Source organism: Oceanicoccus sp. KOV_DT_Chl (genome assembly GCF_900120175.1).
Classification (GTDB): Bacteria; Pseudomonadota; Gammaproteobacteria; order Pseudomonadales; family Dasaniaceae; genus Oceanicoccus.
Genome location: NZ_FQLF01000002.1, coordinates 1,716,675 through 1,736,609 on the forward strand (window position 1 = coordinate 1,716,675; position 19,935 = coordinate 1,736,609).

A 19,935-nucleotide genomic window follows, 5' to 3' on the forward strand; every position below is an offset into this window, starting at 1 on the left:
TTCTCGGGACAGATAAAACCTAGTTAGTTGTTAGGTTGTTCATCTCAAAAGAGGGGCTGCCCGAACGGAGCGCGACTTTATACCAGAACAAGGATTTAAAGCCAAGCGAAAGTTGAATAATTAACCTTTTAAGCACCTAAATGACCAATATAATCGTCAAAGCAGCCCGCGCTCGGCAAAAGATACCAATTCGCCATCACCCACCACAAAGTGATCCAACACCCGAATATCCACCAATGCCAGTGCTTCCACCAAGCGTCTGGTGATGCGCTCATCGGCTTGTGACGGCTCAGCCACACCGCTGGGGTGATTGTGCGCCAGAATCAACGCAGCGGCCTGTAGCTGCAAACTGCGGGTAACTACTTCCCGTGGATACACACAGGCCGCATCGATAGTGCCGTAAAACAGGGTTTCAAAACAAATCACCCGGTGCTGGCTGTCTAGAAATAAACAGCAAAACTGCTCCTGCGACTGATCTCGCAAACAGGACAACAAATACTGGCGGGTCAGCGCGGGACTAGTAATGCCCTCACCACGCTCCATCGACTCCTGCAAATGGCGTCGCGACATTTCCAGTACTGCCTGTAATTGAGCAAATTTGGCTAAACCCAAACCACGGCCTTCGCAAAACTGGCGCATCTGGGCACTGAGCAAGGGGCGCAAACCACCAAACTGTGTCAGTAACTGTCGTGCCAAATCCACGGCGGTCATACCAGGTGCGCCGGTACGTAAAAAAATCGCTAGCAATTCTGCATCGGAAAGGGCTGCAGCACCCTGTTTAAGTAGTTTTTCGCGGGGCCTTTCTTTAACTGGCCAATCGGTAATTGCCATAGTATTTCCTCCTTGAAATAGCCTTGGGATATCGCTCCCTATCCTGAAACGCCCACTTATCATACAATCCCCAGCCTGAATTGCCGAGACCTTATCCGATTTTATGCAGCAACTAAACAACAAACAGATTTTACTGGGCGTCACCGGTGGTATTGCCGCTTATAAAGCGGCGGAATTGATCCGCCGCCTGCAAGACCACGGTGCCAACGTACGCGTGGTGATGACCAAAGCTGCTCAGGAATTTATCACGCCGTTAACATTGCAGGCACTCTCGGGTAACCCGGTACATACCGATTTGTTAAACCCCGAAGCCGAAGCCGCAATGGGGCATATTGAGCTCGCGCGCTGGGCCGATCTGGTGTTAGTTGCTCCCGCCAGCGCGGATTTTATGGCGCGCTTAGCCCATGGCGAAGCCGGCGATTTACTCACCACCCTGTGTTTGGCTACCCATGCCGGTATCGCCATAGCGCCGGCAATGAACCAGGGTATGTGGCGCGATCCTTCAACACAGGCCAATCTGCAAACCCTGATAGATCGTCAAGTCGCCATCCTGGGCCCCGCTGAAGGCTCTCAGGCCTGTGGTGATATCGGCCCTGGTCGCATGCTGGAAGCTGCCGATATTGCGGCTCTAGCCGCAGCACAATTTCAATCCGGCAGTTTGGATGGAGTAAAACTGGTGATTACCGCCGGGCCCACCCGCGAAGCTATCGACCCGGTTCGCTATATCAGTAACCACAGCTCCGGCAAAATGGGTTTTGCATTAGCCACCGCTGCCGTTGAGGCAGGCGCCTCGGTGACACTGATCGCCGGGCCGGTAGCCTTAGCCACACCCGAACGGGTTACCCGTATCAATGTAGAAAGCGCAGATCAAATGCATCAAGCCGCCCTTGCCGAGTTAGGCCACTGCGATATTTTCATTGGTGCCGCTGCTGTAGCAGATTACCGTCCAGCCAACATTGCAGAACAAAAAATCAAAAAAAACGATGACAATATGACAATCGCGCTGGTCCGCAACCCGGATATTATTGCTGCCGTCGCCAGTCACCCGCAGCGACCCTTCGCCATCGGTTTTGCTGCCGAGACTCAGGATGTACTGAGCTATGCGCGCGGAAAACTCAAAAATAAAAATCTCGATTTAATCATTGCCAATGATGTATCCGATAGCCGTATCGGTTTTAATAGTGATGACAATGCGGTTACCGTCGTTGCCGAAACCAGCGAAACAGCCATCGCCATTGCCTCCAAGCAGCAATTGGCGCGGCAGCTGCTAGCAGTGATCGCTGAACACTATTACGCTAAAAACGTTAAGTAATCGACGTGTCCGGGATTACCCCACACATAAATCGTCGTAAACTGTGCAAGTAGCCTGAATAATTAGGCAATGCAGGCTATAACTAATAACACTTATTAAACTTCTCCGTTTAAATTTAAATCGCAGGCACGATCTGTCAGCAAGACCAAGGGAACCATGGCTAAAAAGAACCCACCCAAACAAAAAAACGCATCGCCAGCAAAGCCGAAAAACCTGTTAATCACCACCATTATTAACTGCACTGCGATTAGCTTGCTTGTCACTGCCGCCGCCTTTAGCTACTTGGCCTTGGTTGAGCGGCCCGCGATCAGCAATGCAAGCATTCAGGCACAGGCACAAAGCCTTGCTGACAGCCAGGTGTCGCTACTCGATCAAGCCCTGACACAATTGCGACTGCGTCTCAGCAACATCGCACTGTCTGAAGATTTACTCGCGGCACTTGAGCAGTCAGACCCAGCAGCACTTGAGCGCTATCGCCTTGAGTTAAAACGAGCTTTTCCGGAAGCCATCAGCAGCAAACTAATTCCACTGGGACCACTCGGGATCGCCTCTCTAAACAAAGACAGCCGCGAGCTTCGCAATAACATCGAGCTGGACTTACTCCGCTCTGTTAGCAATGGTCAAAATGTAGAACCTGAAGCCTATCAATATGAGGATACGTGGTTATTCTCTGTAGCTGAATCAGTGCAATCGACCGATAAAAAATATGCCAGTGCTGCACTATTGGTGACACTGGATGAGCAATACCTGCGCAGTCTATTAAGCCAACTGGACAGCGCATTGGGCCAAACACAGTTGATCCAGCAATTTAAAAACAAGCAGCACATTATTGTATCATCTGGCAATGGCGACCCAGCCATCACAGTAGTCGCTGAAGCCACCGTTTCACAATGGCGCTTGCACTTTAGCCCCTCTGCCGAACTGATAGCAAAAAGTGGACATAGCTCAACAACCGTTTGGATGCTGTTAGCTGCTGCTGCACTGGCGATATTAGGCACAGGACTGTTTATGCTGTCTAGCCTGCAAAAAGTGCTGGCCCAAAACCTGACTCAACTCACTAGCAAATCCAAAGACCCAAGCTTTACGCTACCAGGCTTTGGGACGCTGGCCAAGAAGCTACAGCAAATCCCTAGCCCTGCACCAGCAGCGGCAGTAACACCGGCTGCCAAAGATAACCCTGAGGCTAAAACTGACACCGCAGCTAAGGCTGTGGAAGACGACAGCCTAGCGATAAACCTGCCAGCACAATTACCCGCCAGTATTTTTCGCGCCTACGATATTCGCGGTATTGCAGAAACAGAACTCACTGACGAGGTGGTTTATGCTATTGGGCTAGCCATTGGCAGCGAAGCACTGGATCAAGGTCAGCAGCGTATTATTATTTCCGCCGATGGTCGTCACAGCTCGCCCAGAATTCGCGACGCCATGGTACAGGGGCTGCGTGCCAGTGGCCGTGATGTCGTTGATATCGGCATACAACCAACGCCACTCATGTATTTTGCTACCCATCAGTTGGATACCCAAAGCGGCGTAATGATTACCGGCAGCCACAATCCTGCTGAGTACAACGGCATTAAAATCGTCATCGGCGGCCGTGCGCTCTCGGGCCAGGCAATTATGGCGCTGAAGGAGCGGATTGAAAGTAAATCCCTGGCAACGGGCGCGGGTGATTACCACCACCAGGATGTTGACCAAAGTTATATCGATTACATTATTAATGATGTTGCCATTGCCCAACCATTAAAAATTGTTATCGATGCGGGTAACGGCGTTGCCGGCGCGATTGCTCCTCAATTGTTTGAAGAATTAGGCTGTGAAGTGATACCTCTCTATTGCGAGGTGAACGGCGACTTCCCAAACCATCACCCAGACCCCAGCGTAGAAGCCAACCTGACTGACCTCAAGCAGCAGGTACAAGAACACAAAGCGGATTTAGGGATCGCTTTTGACGGTGATGGCGACCGTTTAGGTGTGGTCACTGCTACCGGTAAATCGGTGCCCGCTGATCGCTTATTAATGCTACTCGCACAAGACGTGGTATCACGTAACCCTGGCGCAGACGTTTTATTCGACGTGAAATGTACCCGCAACCTCAATACTTTAATCAGCAACTATGGTGGTCGCCCCATTATGTGGAAAACCGGCCATTCTTTTATGAAAGAAAAAATGCAGGAAACAGGCGCGCTGTTAGGTGGGGAGTTCAGCGGCCACATTTTCTTTAAAGAGCGCTGGTTTGGTTTTGACGATGGCATGTACGCCGCAGCGCGATTAATTGAAATACTCAGCACTACCGATCCTGATTTGGACCTGCAGTTGGAAGCGTTTCCGGAAAGCATCAGCTCTCCCGAACTCAAAGTTGAAACGACTGATACGCAGAAATTTAGCATTATTGAGCAGCTCATTAGCAACGCCAATTTTGATGACGGCAAAATCAGTACCCTTGATGGCCTCCGCGTAGACTTCCCTGATGGCTGGGGTCTGGTCCGCGCCTCCAACACCACCCCCATGCTCATTCTGCGTTTTGAGGCTGATACTGACGAAGCCATGGAGCGTATCCAATCTCAATTCAAAGATCAGCTAAGTGCTATTGATAACAGCTTACAATTTAGTTTTTAATACGTAAGCTTTTGCTGGCGGGAAACACTAGCCCGCCAGCCTTCACCGCAACCACCCCAATTGCCGTTAACTTTAAGGAACCATCATGTCACTAGACCGCGAAGCCGCCTCCAATGTCGCTAACGTATTGACCAAGGCGCTACCCTATATCCAACGCTTTACCGGTAAAACCATTGTGGTTAAATTTGGCGGCAATGCCATGATAGACGATGAACTCAAAGAGCAATTTGCCCGCGATGTGGTCCTTATGAAACTGGTTGGCATGAATCCTGTCGTGGTGCACGGGGGTGGACCGCAAATTGGCGAGCTACTTGATAAGCTCAACATTAAGTCCCATTTTATTGATGGTATGAGAGTAACCGACAGCCAAACCATGGACATTGTCGAAATGGTACTTGGCGGCAGCGTTAATAAAGAAATTGTTAACCTGCTGAATCATAACGGAGGTAAAGCCGTAGGTATTACGGGTAAAGATGGCAACATGATTCGCGCCCGAAAAATGACCGTCACCCAGCAAAGCCCGGAAATGAAAGCACCAGAAATCATAGATATTGGCCATGTAGGGGAAGTGTCACAAATTGATACTAGTGTACTGGAAATGTTAATTAACAGTAATTTTATTCCTGTTATCGCACCTATTGGTGTCGGCAAAGATGGCAGCTCTTACAACATTAACGCCGATCTGGTCGCGGGTAAAATTGCCGAAGTCATGAAGGCTGAAAAACTCATGCTACTGACCAATGTAGCTGGACTGCAGGATAAAAACGGCAAGGTGCTTACCGGCATCAGCACACAACAGGTAGACGAACTAATCAATGACGGCACTATTTATGGTGGCATGCTGCCTAAAATTCGCTGCGCTCAAGACGCCGTCAAATGCGGCGTCACCAGTGCCCATATAATTGATGGTAGGGTCCCCCACGCGGTTTTATTAGAAATATTTACAGATGAAGGTGTAGGTACGCTGATCACCAACCGCAATGCACTAGCGGCCCAGTAGCGGATTATTACTCACCCCAAAAAACGCCCGCCAAAAACCTGCATAGAAATTTCAATGTTTTTATGCAGGTTTTTTTCAAAAATTAAATGGCTTTACACGATTTTTTATTGCAGCACAGGACGGTAATCGATAGGATTAACAATCAAAACAAGAACAATTAATGACGCAATGATGCGTTGGTCATGATCCCGCATGATTAAAAAGACTCCACGCCGACAACAAATTCTAGAATGCCTCGCCCATATGCTTGAGGTAAGTCCAGGAGAAAGAATTACCACCGCACGCCTGGCAAAAGAAGTCGGCGTGTCTGAAGCGGCACTTTACCGCCACTTTCCCAGTAAATCAAAAATGTTTGAAGGCTTAATAGAGTTCATCGAAGAGACCATCTTCACTCGCATCGCTATGATTATTAAAGAAGAAGATCAAGCCATAGTACGTTGCGAAAAAATTCTGGGGCTGTTACTTGCCTTCTCGGAACGCAACCCAGGTATCACTCGTATTCTTAATGGCGATGCATTAGCGGGAGAAACTGAGCGACTACGAGCCAGAATGGTGCAGTTTTTTGATCGCGTTGAAACCCAGTTAAAACAAATATTGCGTGAAGCTGAAATCAACGAGGGAATTCGCCCGACTGTTCCTATGGCTATCGCCGCCAATTTATTGATGGCGACTGTCGAGGGTCGTATTTGCCAGTTTGTCCGCAGTGAATTTAAGCGCAAACCCACCGAGCACTGGCCTGATCAGTGGGCAGTTTTAATGACAGGATTTTTTAAGCAGGCGACAACTAACACTTCTTCTATGGCTCACGCCAGCTACCAAAACGGCTAACCGTTTTAACTTTGCGCCATACCACAATATCTGGTGATTAATTTATCCAGATAATTCAACGAGCTAACTAAAACACTAGCCAACCTATTAATAGTATTTACGCTGCTTTGAGGGCGCTGGCTGGGACTGCTGTCGACGCATTTCAACGCGATCCAGCAATTTGGTAAAGCGGTCAATATCACGTTGATAAGACGCCTTAACATTTGCAATTTCCTCATTCCGCACTTGAATTGATTGCTCTGTGTCCTCTATTTCCATCCGCAGCGTATCAATATTTTTACTCAGCTCGACAGGAACTTCCCGCCCGTTGCGCTCTATATCAGCCGCCTTGCGTTGTTCGCGTTCAATTTGGGATTTAATACTGGTAAGGTTGCTTTTCAGAATACTGATGCGAATTTTCAAGTCGCGCTCCGCCCGGTTTTGTGCGGCTTCAATATCAGCAATATCACTATAGCGCAGCAGTAAAGACTCATCCCAAGCACGCATCCGCACCGCCTCTTCTTCCTTCATCCGCGCCCGCGACTCATCAGTATTGCGAAAACGTAGCTCATCTTCTGTTAATTGTCGTGGCACCCGTTTTATCAAAGAGCCATCAACATTTATAACGTCATAACCATTAGTCACAAACTCCGGCGGTATCGAATCATTAATGACCTGCACCCCCTTTTCATTGATATAGCGGTATAGTTCGCTGCCGGCAAAAGCCGACAAACTGATGAGAAAAGCTGCCAACAGAATGCTGGCTTGAAAAATGTTCGAATTCATTCGTTTATTCAGTGCAATCATTGCTTAATTTAATAGGTCTTCAGTCCAATAAGATACAATTTATACGCCAAGTTGTTGGCAAGGCAATGTATTTATACCCCATATTGCTGACGGTAAGCATTAATCTTGTTCACATTTTGACTATGTTCTGGCTGGGTATTGAGGTAATCCACAATTTGAGCCAATTCTACAATACTGATTACTGGCACCTGGTACTCCTGTTCAACTTCCTGTATCGCTGAAAGCTCGCCTTTACCCTTTTCCTGACGGTTAAGACCAATGACAACGCCTGCCGGTTCCGCACCATTCTCTGCAATCATGGTCATCACTTCGCGCACCGCAGTACCCGCAGTAATCACGTCGTCAATGATCAACACTTTACCTGCCAGCGGCGCACCGACTATGGTGCCACCTTCGCCGTGAGTCTTCGCCTCTTTGCGATTATAGGCATAGGGGACATCCTTATCAAAGTGATCCGCTAGCGCAGCAGCGGTGGCAGCGGCCAGCGGGATCCCTTTATAAGCAGGACCAAAAAGGACATCAAACTCCACTCCAGAGTCGATGATAGTATTTGCATAGCAGCGCCCTAGCTGAGCCAGGGCGGCCCCGGTGGAAAATAAACCGGCATTAAAAAAGTAAGGACTGGTGCGACCAGACTTCAACGTGAACTCCCCAAAACAAAGGGCTTGTCTGGCGATGGCCAGCTCAATAAACTGCTGTTGATACTCTTGCATAAAACTCTCTATTAATCGGCGTTGATTTGTTCTTGGCTACAATTTGCTGGCATTACCTACAACATCTTCCTACACTAACTAATGAGTGAGCAGCCAGTCTGTAATAAAACTATAGCAACACAGTACTTGGCATCGATACCCTCAGGCAAACCTCAAGCTTAGGTAGATCGCTTAGACAGTAATTACTGCCATAAGCGGGCTTTTTATACCTTCTAATTGTTAGCTCGGGTATCATACGCGCTCCATTGTAATGAGGCGACCATGAGAATCATTAGTTTTTGTGCAGACGGTATTAAAGAAGCGGCTAAGCTGGGCTTTTATGATTGGGTTATTGAGCAGGATGCTGACTTTATTTGCATTCAGAATTTGAAAGCTCAGGAATACGATCTTCAATCCGACCTATTTTGGCCACAAGGCTACAACCCTTATTTCTTTGATGCGGTGGATAAAGACCTTAATGGCGTTGCCATTTATTGCCGGGAAATGCCAAAAGCGATTATGACCGGTTTAGGCTTTGTCGACTTCGATATGGAGGGGCGCTACATTCAGGCCGACTTCCAAAATATCAGCATTGGGTGCCTATTAGCGCCAAGTGCCTATAAAGCCGATGATGCCGCCAAACACCATAAAAAACAGTTCTTTGAATTATTCCAAAACCACCTCAACAAAGTCCGTAACAAGCGGCGCGAGTTCGTAATCTGTGGTAACTGGAATATGATCCACAATGAAGATGACCTGCAGGACCCACAAGGCAATTCAGGCGTTTCCGGTACCTTGCCTGAAGAACAACAATGGATGGATCAGCTTATTAACGGTTTAGGCTACGTCGATGCCTTCCGTGAAATTAACGCTGATAACGATGAGTTCACCTGGTGGCCCGATGGCGACCGCAGCCATGACGGCTGGCGGGTAGATCACCAAATTGTATCTCAAGGCTTACAGCCTTCGATTGAGTATGGCGCCATCTATAAGAACCAGGAATTTTCCAGCCACGCCCCTATCATCATGGATTTTGATTACGAGCTGTAATGTTAATGCAGTGCCGGATTAAGTATTGGCGCCCGGCACTGTTACTCAAACCCTAACTGGCTAACACCGCTTTCTGCTTCTCGATCAACGTCATAATCCCTTGCTCGGCCAATTCCAGCATTTGATTCAATTCTTCCCGGCTGTAAGACTCACCTTCCGCAGTGCCTTGCACTTCAATAAAACCACCCTGCTCGGTCATGATTACATTCATGTCGGTCTCCGCGTTGGAATCTTCCGGATAATCCAAATCCAGTACCGCCATACCATCATAAATACCTACCGACACTGCAGCGATCATTTGCTTTAACGGGTTGGTCTCAATCATGCCCTCTTTTTGCATATAGCTAATAGCATCAGCCAAGGCCACACAGGCACCGGTTATAGACGCTGTGCGTGTACCACCGTCCGCCTGAATAACATCGCAATCTATCGTAATGGCATGCTCGCCCAGCGCGGTTAAATCGATTGCCGCTCGCAACGAGCGACCGATAAGGCGCTGGATTTCAACGGTACGGCCGCCCTGCTTACCCTTGGCCGCTTCACGATGCATCCGGCTGCCGGTAGAGCGCGGTAACATGCCATATTCAGCGGTGACCCAACCCTGACCTTTACCCCGTAAAAAACTCGGTACATTTTTTTCGACGGAAGCCGTACAAATAACTTTAGTATTGCCAAACGTTATCAGCACAGAGCCCTCAGCATGGCAGGTGAATTGGCGGGTAATGGTAATATCGCGAAGTTGATTGTTGTTGCGGCCACTGGGTCTGGACATAGATAATTCCTATTAAAGCTTGCATGATCAGTATTGAATAGCGGAGAATTTTTTGAGGCCGCATTATACACACTAACGCTGACGCGGCGCTTTAATCCAGCTAGAATAACTGCGCATTGCACCGCAGCCAACGCCGATCGTTAGCCATCGGTGCATTTTCAACACAGTGCTATTAACGCACCACAAATAACTCACAGGTAATAGCACTTTATGATCCGCAGCATGACCTCTTTTGCCCGTCAATCCTCGCAACAAGACTGGGGCTCACTCATCTGGGAAATCCGCTCGGTCAACCACCGCTACCTTGAACCCAGCTTTAAATTACCAGAGTCCATGCGGCGGCTTGAAAATGATCTACGGGAAAAACTGCGCAATACCCTGCGCCGGGGTAAAGTGGAATGCAGTTTGCGATTACAAATTCAGCCCAATAGCAGCGCACGGCAGCTCAATATTAATTCAGCCTTACTGGAGCAATTAATTAGCGCTGGAGAAGCGGTGCAAAAAAATCTGCAAGAACCCTCTGCGCTAAACCCATTACAATTACTGCAATGGCCAGGGGTAATTGCTGAGCCCGAAACGGATAGCGATATCATTTGCGAACAGGCACTCGCTTGTTTTCAACTGACACTGGAGCAACTGGTCGAAAGCCGGGAGCGCGAGGGCTCTGCCCTCAAGGTATTTATCGAGCAGCGCCTGGATACCATTGCTGACATTAACGGCGCCGTTAAACAACAGCTTCCGTCTATCCTGCAGGCGCAACGGCAGAAACTGCAAGATCGCCTTGCTGAACTCAAGGCCGACTTCAATCAGGACAGGCTGGAACAGGAAATGGTCATTCTGGCGCAAAAAGCTGATGTCGACGAAGAACTCGACCGGCTGGACGCCCATTTAGCTGAAGTGCGTCGGGTACTGAATAAAGGCAATGACTGCGGCCGCCGGCTGGATTTTTTAATGCAGGAACTCAACCGGGAGGCCAATACCTTGTCCTCAAAATCCATCGTTAGCGATACCACTCAGGCCGCCGTCGAATTAAAAGTATTAATTGAGCAAATGCGCGAACAGGTACAAAACATTGAGTAACTCGAACACCCCTCAACAAGGCAAACTCTATACCGTTTCGGCCCCTTCGGGGGCGGGCAAAACCAGTCTGGTTAAAGCCCTGATCGACAGCAGCGACAGGGTACTGGTATCGGTCTCCCATACCACTCGCCCGATGCGCCCTGGTGAAGTAGATGGCGTTAACTACCATTTTGTCGACCGGCCACAGTTTGAATCAATGTTGGCCCAACAGGCTTTTTTAGAGCATGCACAAGTATTCGGCAATTTCTATGGCACCTCCCGCCACTGGGTGCAGGAAACCCTCGATGCGGGCAATGACGTTATTTTAGAAATAGACTGGCAGGGCGCCGAGCAGGTCAAAAAGGTACTGCCAAAGACCGTCGCCATCTTTATTTTACCGCCGTCAAAAGCCGCACTAAAAGAGCGCCTCACCAACCGGGGGCAGGACGATGAGGCTGTCATTCAAGGCCGCATGGCAGAAGCAGCGAACGAAATGTCCCATTATCAATTGGGCGACTTTCTGGTCATCAATGACGACTTCAATACCGCATTGGCTGAGCTGCAGTCCATTTTAGCGACTGCCAACCCGGAACTCAGCCTGCAACAGCAATGCGAAAGACATAAAGACCTATTGCAGGAGCTGCTAGGCTAAACTGATTGTTTTTGATACACTGCGCGACCTTTCAGCACCAAGCATTAAAACCGCTTGGTTTCAGCAGGGCTAACCTGCTGCTGAAGCCCCGTTTTAACAAGCAAATTGAGATCGCATCATGGCCCGTATTACAGTTGAAGATTGTCTGGATAAAGTTGAGAACCGTTTTGAGCTGGTAATGGTATCCAGCAAACGCGCTCGTGCCATCGCCACTGGCGGTGTTACCCCCTTGGTTAGCGAAGATTCTGATAAGCCCACGGTTATCGCTTTGCGCGAAATCGCCGATAGTCTGATTACCCCTGCCGAAATCATGAATCCTAAAGAAGAAGATCCAGAAGAAATGATTCTGGATATGGATGCGGTCATGGACGCTGCGGATTTTTCTCCTTCTTTGTAAGCTCACTCCAAGCACATTCAAAAATCCTGCATTTTGCCAGACGGTTGTACTCCCAACTGTCTGGCAGGCTATGCTACAGTTAAGCCTCTACCACCCACCGTTTTAGGTTAAGGCGCCGACCACCATGCAGCAGTACAGCTTCTTTCAGCACCAGGATATGTACAAAGAAGTCGATTCTATCGAAAGCCTCGGTAGCACACTGCACAGCTATCTTTCTGAAGATCAGGTTAATCAAATTAAGCGTGCGTATTACTACGCCGAGCAAGCCCACGAAGGCCAGCGCCGCCGCAGTGGCGAACCCTATGTCACCCACCCGCTAGCCGTCGCCGGCATTTTGGCCGATATGCATATGGACCATCAAAGTTTGATGGCGGCCATGTTGCACGATGTGATTGAAGACACCGGCATTAGCAAATCCGCATTGGGCAAGCAATTTGGTGAAACCGTTGCCGATCTGGTCGATGGGGTCAGCAAACTAACCCAAATGGAATCCCAAACCCGCGCCGAAGCACAAGCCGATAATTTTCAAAAAATGGCGCTGGCGATGGCCAAAGACATTCGCGTTATTTTAGTCAAACTGGCAGACCGCCTGCACAATATGCGCACCTTGCGCGTACTAAAAACTGAAAAGCGTCAACGCATCGCCAAAGAAACTTTGGACATGTACGCACCGATAGCGCAGCGCTTGGGCATGCACAATATCCGGGTGGAATTTGAAGACCTTGGGTTTGCCGCACTCAACCCCATGCGCTCCTCGCGAATTCGTTCGGCAGTAAAATCAGCCCGCGGTAATCGCCGTGAAATTATTGAACAAATTAAAGAATCTATTGAAGCCTGTCTGGAACGCGAGGGCCACCCTGCTGTAGTCTCCGGCAGAGAAAAACACCTGTATAGCATTTATCAAAAAATGCGGACCAAACGAAAAGCTTTCGCCGATATTATGGACATCTATGCCTTTCGCATTGTGGTCGATAATGTCGACACGTGTTATCGCGTGCTCGGTTGTATTCATAGCCTCTACAAGCCGGTGCCCGGTCAGTTCAAAGATTATATTGCCATCCCTAAATCCAACGGCTATCAATCGCTGCACACTATTTTAAAAGGTATGCACGGCGTACCCATTGAAATTCAAATTCGCACCACTGAAATGGAAGAGATGGCCAACCACGGTATCGCCGCACATTGGTTGTATAAAACCAATGAAGGTCAGCCCTTAAATGGTAGCCATACCCGCGCCAGGCAATGGTTGCAGGGCTTGCTGGAAATGCAGCAACGGGCAGGCGACTCCCTGGAATTTATCGAAAGTGTAAAAATCGATTTATTCCCGGATGAAGTCTATGTGTTTACTCCTAATGGTAGAATTTTAGAATTACCCCAGGGTTCTACTGCTGTGGATTTTGCCTATGCTGTGCATACCGATGTCGGTAATCGCTGCGTTGCTTGTCGTATTAATCGCCGCTTAGCGCCACTGTCAGAAAAATTACAAAGCGGTCAAACGGTAGAAATTATTACTTCTTCTGGCGCTCAACCCAATGTTGCCTGGCTCAATTTTGTCGTCAGTGGTAAAGCCCGCACCAATATCCGACACTATTTAAAAAATCAGCTCAGCAGCGAATCGGTGGCTCTGGGCCGACGCTTATTAGAAAAAGCCCTGCATGGTTTAAACACCAGCATTGAACAACTTAGCGAACAACAGAAAGAACGCCTACTCAGTAACACCGGTGTGCAAACCTTTGAACGGGTGTTAGAAGAAATTGGTTTGGGAAATCGCGTCTCTTTTCTTACCGCTCACCAGTTACTCGCCGAAACCGATGCTGACGGTAAAATCACTCATCCAGAAGGCTCCAAGCATCAACCCTTAGTGATTCGTGGCAGTGAAGGCTTCCGGGTCAATTATGCGCGCTGTTGTTATCCCATTCCCGGCGATGCCATCGTTGGTTTCATTAGCTCCGAACGTGGTATTGTTGTACATACTGATAGGTGCCATAACAGTTTGGATTTTCGCAATAACCCGGAACGCTCGGTACCGCTACGCTGGGACGATGATTTGCAGGGCGAGTTTTCGGTAGAACTACGCATTGAATTAGAAAAAAGTCGCGGCATCATTGCTGTGTTAGCCACCCGCATCAATGGCTACGATGCCAACATAGAAAAAATTAGTATTGATGAAGAAGGACCACACTTGAATATTGTGCACGTGGTTATTGGCGTACACTCACGGGTGCATCTGGCTCGCATTATGAAACAATTACGAGGCATTAAAGAAGTACTTAAAGTCGTTCGCGCTAAACACTAATAATTAAAATGTAAAAACAACTATAGTGGGAAAATATTGTGAGCAACAAAACTATCATTTCAACCAATAAAGCACCGAAAGCTATCGGCCCTTATTCTCAAGCCGTTAAAGCAGGTAATACAGTATATATTTCTGGCCAAATTCCTTTAGTCCCCGCAACCATGGAAATGATCGAAGGGGATATTACCGCTCAAACCCAACAGGTTTTTGCCAATCTGGCGGCAATCGCTGAAGCTGCCGGTGGCTGTTTGGATGATGCGACGAAAGTCAATATTTCACTAACTGACTTAAGTGATTTTGCTGCCGTCAATGAAGTGATGGCCAGCGTATTTCAACAACCCTTTCCGGCCAGGGCCTGCGTACAAGTAGCCGCTTTACCCAAAGCCGCTAATGTCGAAATCGAAGTTATTTTAGCGCTGTAATATCAACGACGATGTTAATAAGCTGGCCAAATGCACTTCAGGCATTAATGGTGTTACTCAGTCTACTGCTGGGTAACTACTTGCTGTCAACAAAAAGAAACTACGCACTGACTTGTTATTTTTTTTGTTTAGCTATACACACTGCGATTCGTCTCACCGGCGACCTTAGTGATTTGCCAATTCTCTACTCATCATCAAACACTTTGCGCTTTATCTACGCACCGCTGGTTTATTTAGCCATTAAGGAACTGCTCTATCAGGATTTTTCTTACCACTGGAAATCTTTCCTTCATGCCCTCCCTTTTGTAATTAGCTTGTCTGCAGACCTGTTACCAAAAATGCCGGACTTCAACACTAGCGTGCTGGTCGGACCAATCAGTATTATCTACTTGATCGCCAGCTACCGTCTGTTATTGCAATTTAATGACGATGTAGCTAACACTCGTTCCTCAGGCAGTCCCAGGGGTGTACGTTGGTTGCAGAGAGTTTTACATATCTACAGCCTATTGATTGTATTTGAACTTATCCGTTTTCTTACCGGCTATATGGGCATCGATAACTACTCTACAAATTTATTTTCGCATGCCGTATTTATCGTCGCTCTATCAATCTTCCTTTCTCTTTTGGTTTATCAAAGTATGCGCAGTCCGACGCTGCTTCCTGCTATTGACGGGGAAGAAAAAGCGATAACGTTGGCAGCCAGAACATTTAATCATTCATCCCCTCAGGCATCATCACAACAACAAAAGCAACTAGAGTTACAATTGAATAACTATATGGCTGAGCACAAACCCTTTTTGAATCCCCAGCTAACAGTTAAAGAGCTCGCGGCTAATATGGGAGTCGCCAGCCGCAGTCTTTCTGAAGTGATTAACCACTACTATCAATGTAATTTTTCAGAGTTTATCAACAAAGCGCGGGTTGAAGAAGCCAAACTGTTAATTGCAGATAAGTCACAGCAAGATACCCCACTATTGGATATTGGGCTCGCTGCTGGGTTTAATTCGAAAACTTCGTTTAATGTCATGTTTAAGCGCTTCACTGGCCAAACCCCTTCCTCCCATCGCCAGCAACTCAGTGATTGAAATACTGACATTGACAATAATCTGCGACTTATTGATAACTATCAGTTACTAATAAGAAATACAATTCGGGAATTATTACTAACGTAAAATAAAAAAGGAGCCGGCATCGCTGCACGGCTCCTCAAATGTAAACCTGAAATCAGCTTTACATTAACGGCCCCATATAGAAACCGAATTTTGATCAAAACTTCCAAAAATAACTTCTTTTTTACCGCTGCGATTCAAATCAATAGTAACCGGACCCCCAGCTTGGCCATAGCCAGTACTATCTGGAAATTGGTGCGTCACAAAACTGCCATCTTCTTGCTGCTCTAACCAATAAACTGCGCGAGAACCATCACCAGAAACAGCGATATCCAATTTGCCATCACTATTCAAGTCGGCAACAGCGGCAGTACCTGGTGCAGATTGACCAACGCCCCCAGTCACTGGAAATGATCCAGATGTGCTGAGTTGGCGCACTTCCCAAGGCTGAGTCGGATCTATACCCGGCGTAAATTCATATACCGCGGGTTCGGGATACAGAGCAAAAGGGGGAAAAGGAATGGTATCGTTAGTGTGGTTAGTAGCAACCCAACGAACAACACCATCACCGCGAAGATTACTCACTGGCACAATGGCAAAGCCCGTGCCCTGATTGGTACCAATGGCGTGCCGTTGAAAACCGTTAAATTCGGTATTTTCAAACCATACATAAGAAGCAACACTGGCATCACGAGCAAAAGACGGTACAAATGGTTGACCGGCAACGGGACCAAAATATTGAGGCGAAACAATATCCATGCGGCCATCGCCATTAACATCATAGGCTTCAATCAAACCGCCACCACCATCAGCAAGTTTGTACGCTGGCTGAAAAGTGCCATCGCCATTACCTTTAAACATTTGCAATTCCACAATATCATCATCAGCAGATTGTGGATTACCGGCATCTTCACCAACAGAAACTATATCTTCAATGCCATCGCCATCCACATCCTCAAACACCGCTGAGTGATACGAAAATGGGCTCTCAGTAACAACATCATGACGAACCCACTCCTTACCGTTTGCACGGTTCTCCCACCAAGTTATAGAACCCAGCTCATTACCAATAAAGGTGTCAAAAAAGTACCCGGCAGCAACGATAACATCCAGTTTGCCATCACCATTAACATCAGCCAGCGTGGGACGGTTAGGTACCCGGATTTCATCCTCTTCACTAACAATTTCTGTTACGTTCCAGTTTTCTATCTGGCCATTTGGCTTGTTGCCTTTTTGAGCATTTTTGTACATGACGACTTTGCCGGCATCGGGCCAAACAGGGCCATATGGGCCAAATTGAAATTCCCCAAATGCACTGACAATGATCTCGGGTCGTGGGTTATCAGCCACATTACCGGCAATTACAAATGCAGCTCCGGCCAAATTGCTATCGATTGTTGTACGCGTGTATTCAGGAACATCAGCTACAGCATGGCTGGCGATAGCTACCGCCAGCGGTATTGCGGCAAGTTTAAGGCTATGTAAACAATTATTGGAAGGCATACTAAACTCCTAGGTCATTATATTTGTTTGATTCGACTAACCACTTCCGACAAAGCAAGCGGAGTAGTTAGCGGACCGATGTACTGTAGCTATCTGGATAGATTTAGTCGTTCAGGATGTGGTTTTAGCCTGCTTCTAAAAACCCTTTGAATTCAAATAGATATAAATTAATTAAGGCTTTTTTTAGCAAAAGCATGATCTGGAACGTGGTGTTTATTGCTTTTTAGCGCCATTTTAGGCGTGCTAGCTGATTATAAGATTTGCAAGTTTAGTAGCAGAGGCGGCGGCTCAGGAGAATACTGAACTGCCAGCTGGAGGCATTCTGGAAAGTTTTGCTGGTTATCCCCGGTTACACAATTCCGTTATTTCGTGATCAATCAGTCCACTAAAAAATCAGATATTCCGGCCTTTATCAAAACTCCCACTCAAATATTTTAATCTCGGCCTTTTCACCCATTCTATTGCGCACACCGTTGTAATTATCCCGGTCCTCCTTGGTGTACTCCGGAAACCACTGGCGATTCAACTCCTGCTTGTTGCTGCTAAGTTTGAATTTATCCGGCCGCCATTCTTTTGTCGGGGCTTTCCGCCACTCAGGCTCGGTACCGACGACCACGATCTCTTCCAGCTCACTGCGATATTCCGACTCATCAAGTAAGTCATCCGCATCCATGCCCGGTTGCGCACAGACCCCGCAGCTTAACAGTATCAGCAGCCATAGATGCTTTTCGATTCGCTTCATGTCACGGTACCTGTTGCTGCCACTCCAGCGTCTCCAACCAGTAATGACGGGTACTGGTAATCCAGCCATCGGCGCTGCGAGACACTACCCAAGCATCCAGAAAATTTAAAAAATCCGCATCACCTTTATTAATTGCTAACCCTTCTTTAAAACTCAATAGCGGCTTTTGCAACGGCACATCAATTTTACCGGGATGCTTTAACGCCAAAAACTGCGGCGAAGGATTAGCAGCAATCATCGCGTGTATATCGCCTTTGACCAGTGCCGCTTCCAGCTCTTTCAAGCTCGAGTATTGTTTTAAGCTCGCTTTGGAAAACATTCTTTTAGCCACAGACTCGGATACTGTCTCTGCCATCACGCCAATATTGACACTGGGGCGTTTCAAGTCATCCAAACCACTAAAGTTGGCAGTTTTTTCACTATGGGTCGCTAAACCAATACCGGCGTCGCCATAAGGACGGCTGAAATTAACCCGCAACGCGCGGCTGGGTTTAATCCCCATCCCAGAAACAATGACATCAATATCGCCTTTTTCCAATGCGGGTATCAACTGTTCCCATTCATATAAACCTAACTCAGGCCGCAAGCCCATATCCGCTGCCAGTCGTCGCGCCATATCAATTTCAGAACCAATTAATTCACCATCTTTAGCACGCATCACCCAGGGTGGAAAAATAGAGACACCTACTCGCAGTTCGCCACTGGCAATAATTTTGCTAAAGTCGCGGTTGCTTGGCTGTGCGGCATTGACCGAGAAACTCGTTAATAACAGTGAAAACAACAAAGTAAAAGTAGCAAGTCGGATAAACATTACGCGGATTCCTTAATAGCACGCCAAAAAATTAACAGGACATAATTCGTCAAACTGCCCATGAACTTTCATTTATTTGAATTCAAATACGCTTTAATCAATTCAGTATAGCCGCTTTGGTAACCGGGATACTGTAATTGATAGCCGGTCGCCAATAAGCGTTTATTGCTACAGCGTTTGCTATTGCGACGACTGCTCTCTTCCTGCGTTAAGCGCTCCGGGTCAACGCCCAGTTGCTGAGCCAACCAGCGCTTTAATTCCCACATTGTCACTGGCTGACTATCTACCCCAATATAACAAGGCTCTACCGATTTCCCCTGCGCGACTTTGCCAACCAGATGCGCCAGGAAGCCCACACAATCATCGCGATGAATACGGTTGGTATACAGCGACGGTGTTTTGGCACTACCTTGGCCAGACATCACCTGATCGAGCAAACGCTGTCGCCCCGGACCATAAATACCGGCGAAGCGAATAATTGAAAAAGCGATACCACTGGCCACCAGGCTTTGTTCGGCCTGCAGCAATCGCTTACCAGAAAAGCTAACAGGCTCCACCGGGCTGTACTCATCGACCCACTGGCCATCACTCTGGTGATAGACACTGGTGCTGGAAATAAAAAACAAACGTTTGATTTGCAGCGGTTGCTTCAATCGCTGCAACACATTTAATAAACCCTGATTAAACACCTGTTCATAGCCCGCATCACTAAACGCTGCCGGGGTTAAGGTCATCACCACGCAATCAAAAGATAAATCCGCCAACACGGAGAGCGTTGCCGCTACCGTCACATCCGCATTAATGGTTTTTAGCGGTGCCGGCAATAGCGATGAACGACGCAAGCCCCACACCTGATGTCCCGCCGCCGCCAACTGTAGACCCAAGGGTGTCCCAATATCACCGCACCCAACTATTAATATTTTTAATGCCACTGTGTATTCCTTCATTATCCTGACGACTGCACCATTATCATCAATTAATAGAATAATAGTAATGGCAGAGTTCAATAGAAAATATTAATCTAGCAATTCTGTGTCTAACGTCATTAAAAGGCTTA

At 47.6% G+C, this 19,935-nt stretch carries 19 protein-coding genes; 11 read left to right on the top strand and 8 right to left on the bottom strand.

Annotated features, from left to right (window positions below; translation table 11 throughout):
* Positions 1 to 156: 156 nt before the first annotated feature.
* Entirely contained in the window at positions 157 to 831 is a 675-nt protein-coding gene (radC, locus tag UNITIG_RS11845) for a DNA repair protein RadC (protein WP_101758564.1), read from the bottom strand.
* 103 nt (positions 832 to 934) lie between these two features.
* Between radC and coaBC the strand changes: the two genes are divergently transcribed.
* From coaBC to slmA, 4 genes are all read left to right on the top strand, one after another.
* A complete protein-coding gene (gene coaBC, locus UNITIG_RS11850) occupies positions 935 to 2,143 on the top strand; it encodes a bifunctional phosphopantothenoylcysteine decarboxylase/phosphopantothenate--cysteine ligase CoaBC (protein WP_101758565.1) in 1,209 nt (402 codons plus the stop codon).
* Positions 2,144 to 2,299: 156 nt separating this feature from the next.
* Positions 2,300 to 4,759, top strand: a complete 2,460-nt coding sequence (locus UNITIG_RS25300) for a phosphomannomutase/phosphoglucomutase (protein ID WP_101758566.1) — start codon at positions 2,300 to 2,302, stop codon at positions 4,757 to 4,759.
* Between the two features lie 85 nt (positions 4,760 to 4,844).
* On the top strand, positions 4,845 to 5,759 hold the full coding sequence (argB, locus tag UNITIG_RS11860) for an acetylglutamate kinase (protein ID WP_101758567.1): 915 nt from the start codon (positions 4,845 to 4,847) through the stop codon (positions 5,757 to 5,759).
* A gap of 192 nt (positions 5,760 to 5,951) precedes the next feature.
* Positions 5,952 to 6,587, top strand: coding sequence for a nucleoid occlusion factor SlmA (slmA, locus tag UNITIG_RS11865; RefSeq protein ID WP_101758568.1), 636 nt, complete (start codon positions 5,952 to 5,954; stop codon positions 6,585 to 6,587).
* A gap of 87 nt (positions 6,588 to 6,674) precedes the next feature.
* Here the strand turns inward: slmA and UNITIG_RS11870 are convergent, their stop codons facing one another.
* Positions 6,675 to 7,352, bottom strand: coding sequence for a hypothetical protein (locus tag UNITIG_RS11870; RefSeq protein ID WP_101758569.1), 678 nt, complete (start codon positions 7,350 to 7,352; stop codon positions 6,675 to 6,677).
* A gap of 92 nt (positions 7,353 to 7,444) precedes the next feature.
* On the bottom strand, positions 7,445 to 8,086 hold the full coding sequence (gene pyrE, locus UNITIG_RS11875; RefSeq protein WP_101758570.1) for an orotate phosphoribosyltransferase: 642 nt from the start codon (positions 8,084 to 8,086) through the stop codon (positions 7,445 to 7,447).
* A gap of 261 nt (positions 8,087 to 8,347) precedes the next feature.
* Here pyrE and UNITIG_RS11880 point away from each other — a divergent pair, with 261 nt between their 5' ends.
* Positions 8,348 to 9,115: an exodeoxyribonuclease III gene (locus tag UNITIG_RS11880; RefSeq protein ID WP_101758571.1), complete on the top strand. Its 768-nt coding sequence runs from the start codon at positions 8,348 to 8,350 to the stop codon at positions 9,113 to 9,115.
* Between the two features lie 52 nt (positions 9,116 to 9,167).
* On the opposite strand, the gene rph is transcribed toward UNITIG_RS11880, so the two are convergent.
* Positions 9,168 to 9,887 (bottom strand): ribonuclease PH, encoded by a 720-nt coding sequence (gene rph / locus UNITIG_RS11885; protein WP_101758572.1) that lies wholly within the window; start codon positions 9,885 to 9,887, stop codon positions 9,168 to 9,170.
* Positions 9,888 to 10,097: 210 nt separating this feature from the next.
* Between rph and UNITIG_RS11890 the strand changes: the two genes are divergently transcribed.
* The 6 genes from UNITIG_RS11890 (at position 10,098) to UNITIG_RS11915 (ending at position 15,798) form a co-directional block, all read left to right on the top strand.
* On the top strand, positions 10,098 to 10,967 hold the full coding sequence (locus UNITIG_RS11890) for a YicC/YloC family endoribonuclease (RefSeq protein WP_101758573.1): 870 nt from the start codon (positions 10,098 to 10,100) through the stop codon (positions 10,965 to 10,967).
* The gene (gmk, locus tag UNITIG_RS11895; RefSeq protein WP_101758574.1) at positions 10,960 to 11,598 is read left to right on the top strand and encodes a guanylate kinase; all 639 of its coding nucleotides are present in this window, start codon (positions 10,960 to 10,962) and stop codon (positions 11,596 to 11,598) included. The genes UNITIG_RS11890 and gmk overlap by 8 nt, the downstream gene beginning before the upstream one ends.
* 118 nt (positions 11,599 to 11,716) lie before the next feature.
* Positions 11,717 to 11,995 (top strand): DNA-directed RNA polymerase subunit omega, encoded by a 279-nt coding sequence (gene rpoZ / locus UNITIG_RS11900; RefSeq protein ID WP_101758575.1) that lies wholly within the window; start codon positions 11,717 to 11,719, stop codon positions 11,993 to 11,995.
* Between the two features lie 157 nt (positions 11,996 to 12,152).
* Positions 12,153 to 14,291 (top strand): bifunctional (p)ppGpp synthetase/guanosine-3',5'-bis(diphosphate) 3'-pyrophosphohydrolase, encoded by a 2,139-nt coding sequence (locus UNITIG_RS11905; protein ID WP_304528931.1) that lies wholly within the window; start codon positions 12,153 to 12,155, stop codon positions 14,289 to 14,291.
* Between the two features lie 38 nt (positions 14,292 to 14,329).
* A complete protein-coding gene (locus UNITIG_RS11910; protein WP_101758577.1) occupies positions 14,330 to 14,713 on the top strand; it encodes a Rid family detoxifying hydrolase in 384 nt (127 codons plus the stop codon).
* A 50-nt stretch (positions 14,714 to 14,763) separates the two neighbouring features.
* Positions 14,764 to 15,798 (top strand): AraC family transcriptional regulator, encoded by a 1,035-nt coding sequence (locus UNITIG_RS11915; RefSeq protein WP_159931147.1) that lies wholly within the window; start codon positions 14,764 to 14,766, stop codon positions 15,796 to 15,798.
* A gap of 150 nt (positions 15,799 to 15,948) precedes the next feature.
* Here the strand turns inward: UNITIG_RS11915 and UNITIG_RS11920 are convergent, their stop codons facing one another.
* The 4 genes from UNITIG_RS11920 to UNITIG_RS11935 all read right to left on the bottom strand — a co-directional run bounded on the left by UNITIG_RS11920 (position 15,949) and on the right by UNITIG_RS11935 (position 19,885).
* Positions 15,949 to 17,325, bottom strand: coding sequence for a VCBS repeat-containing protein (locus UNITIG_RS11920; RefSeq protein WP_101758579.1), 1,377 nt, complete (start codon positions 17,323 to 17,325; stop codon positions 15,949 to 15,951).
* 412 nt (positions 17,326 to 17,737) lie between these two features.
* Positions 17,738 to 18,067, bottom strand: coding sequence for a hypothetical protein (locus UNITIG_RS11925; RefSeq protein ID WP_101758580.1), 330 nt, complete (start codon positions 18,065 to 18,067; stop codon positions 17,738 to 17,740).
* Position 18,068: 1 nt separating this feature from the next.
* Entirely contained in the window at positions 18,069 to 18,878 is an 810-nt protein-coding gene (locus UNITIG_RS11930) for a transporter substrate-binding domain-containing protein (RefSeq protein ID WP_101758581.1), read from the bottom strand.
* Positions 18,879 to 18,946: 68 nt separating this feature from the next.
* Positions 18,947 to 19,885, bottom strand: a complete 939-nt coding sequence (locus UNITIG_RS11935; RefSeq protein WP_145999161.1) for an SDR family oxidoreductase — start codon at positions 19,883 to 19,885, stop codon at positions 18,947 to 18,949.
* Positions 19,886 to 19,935 lie beyond the last annotated feature (50 nt).

Coding starts and splice junctions, on each gene's coding strand:
- UNITIG_RS11905 (WP_304528931.1), top strand. CDS start 12,153: ATGTACAAAGAAGTCGATTCTATCGAAAGCCTCGGTAGCACACTGCAC.
- slmA (WP_101758568.1), top strand. CDS start 5,952: ATGATTAAAAAGACTCCACGCCGACAACAAATTCTAGAATGCCTCGCC.
- coaBC (WP_101758565.1), top strand. CDS start 935: ATGCAGCAACTAAACAACAAACAGATTTTACTGGGCGTCACCGGTGGT.
- UNITIG_RS11930 (WP_101758581.1), bottom strand. CDS start 18,878: ATGTTTATCCGACTTGCTACTTTTACTTTGTTGTTTTCACTGTTATTA.
- radC (WP_101758564.1), bottom strand. CDS start 831: ATGGCAATTACCGATTGGCCAGTTAAAGAAAGGCCCCGCGAAAAACTA.
- UNITIG_RS25300 (WP_101758566.1), top strand. CDS start 2,300: ATGGCTAAAAAGAACCCACCCAAACAAAAAAACGCATCGCCAGCAAAG.
- UNITIG_RS11880 (WP_101758571.1), top strand. CDS start 8,348: ATGAGAATCATTAGTTTTTGTGCAGACGGTATTAAAGAAGCGGCTAAG.
- rpoZ (WP_101758575.1), top strand. CDS start 11,717: ATGGCCCGTATTACAGTTGAAGATTGTCTGGATAAAGTTGAGAACCGT.
- rph (WP_101758572.1), bottom strand. CDS start 9,887: ATGTCCAGACCCAGTGGCCGCAACAACAATCAACTTCGCGATATTACC.
- pyrE (WP_101758570.1), bottom strand. CDS start 8,086: ATGCAAGAGTATCAACAGCAGTTTATTGAGCTGGCCATCGCCAGACAA.
- UNITIG_RS11890 (WP_101758573.1), top strand. CDS start 10,098: ATGATCCGCAGCATGACCTCTTTTGCCCGTCAATCCTCGCAACAAGAC.
- UNITIG_RS11925 (WP_101758580.1), bottom strand. CDS start 18,067: ATGAAGCGAATCGAAAAGCATCTATGGCTGCTGATACTGTTAAGCTGC.
- argB (WP_101758567.1), top strand. CDS start 4,845: ATGTCACTAGACCGCGAAGCCGCCTCCAATGTCGCTAACGTATTGACC.
- UNITIG_RS11870 (WP_101758569.1), bottom strand. CDS start 7,352: ATGAATTCGAACATTTTTCAAGCCAGCATTCTGTTGGCAGCTTTTCTC.
- UNITIG_RS11920 (WP_101758579.1), bottom strand. CDS start 17,325: ATGCCTTCCAATAATTGTTTACATAGCCTTAAACTTGCCGCAATACCG.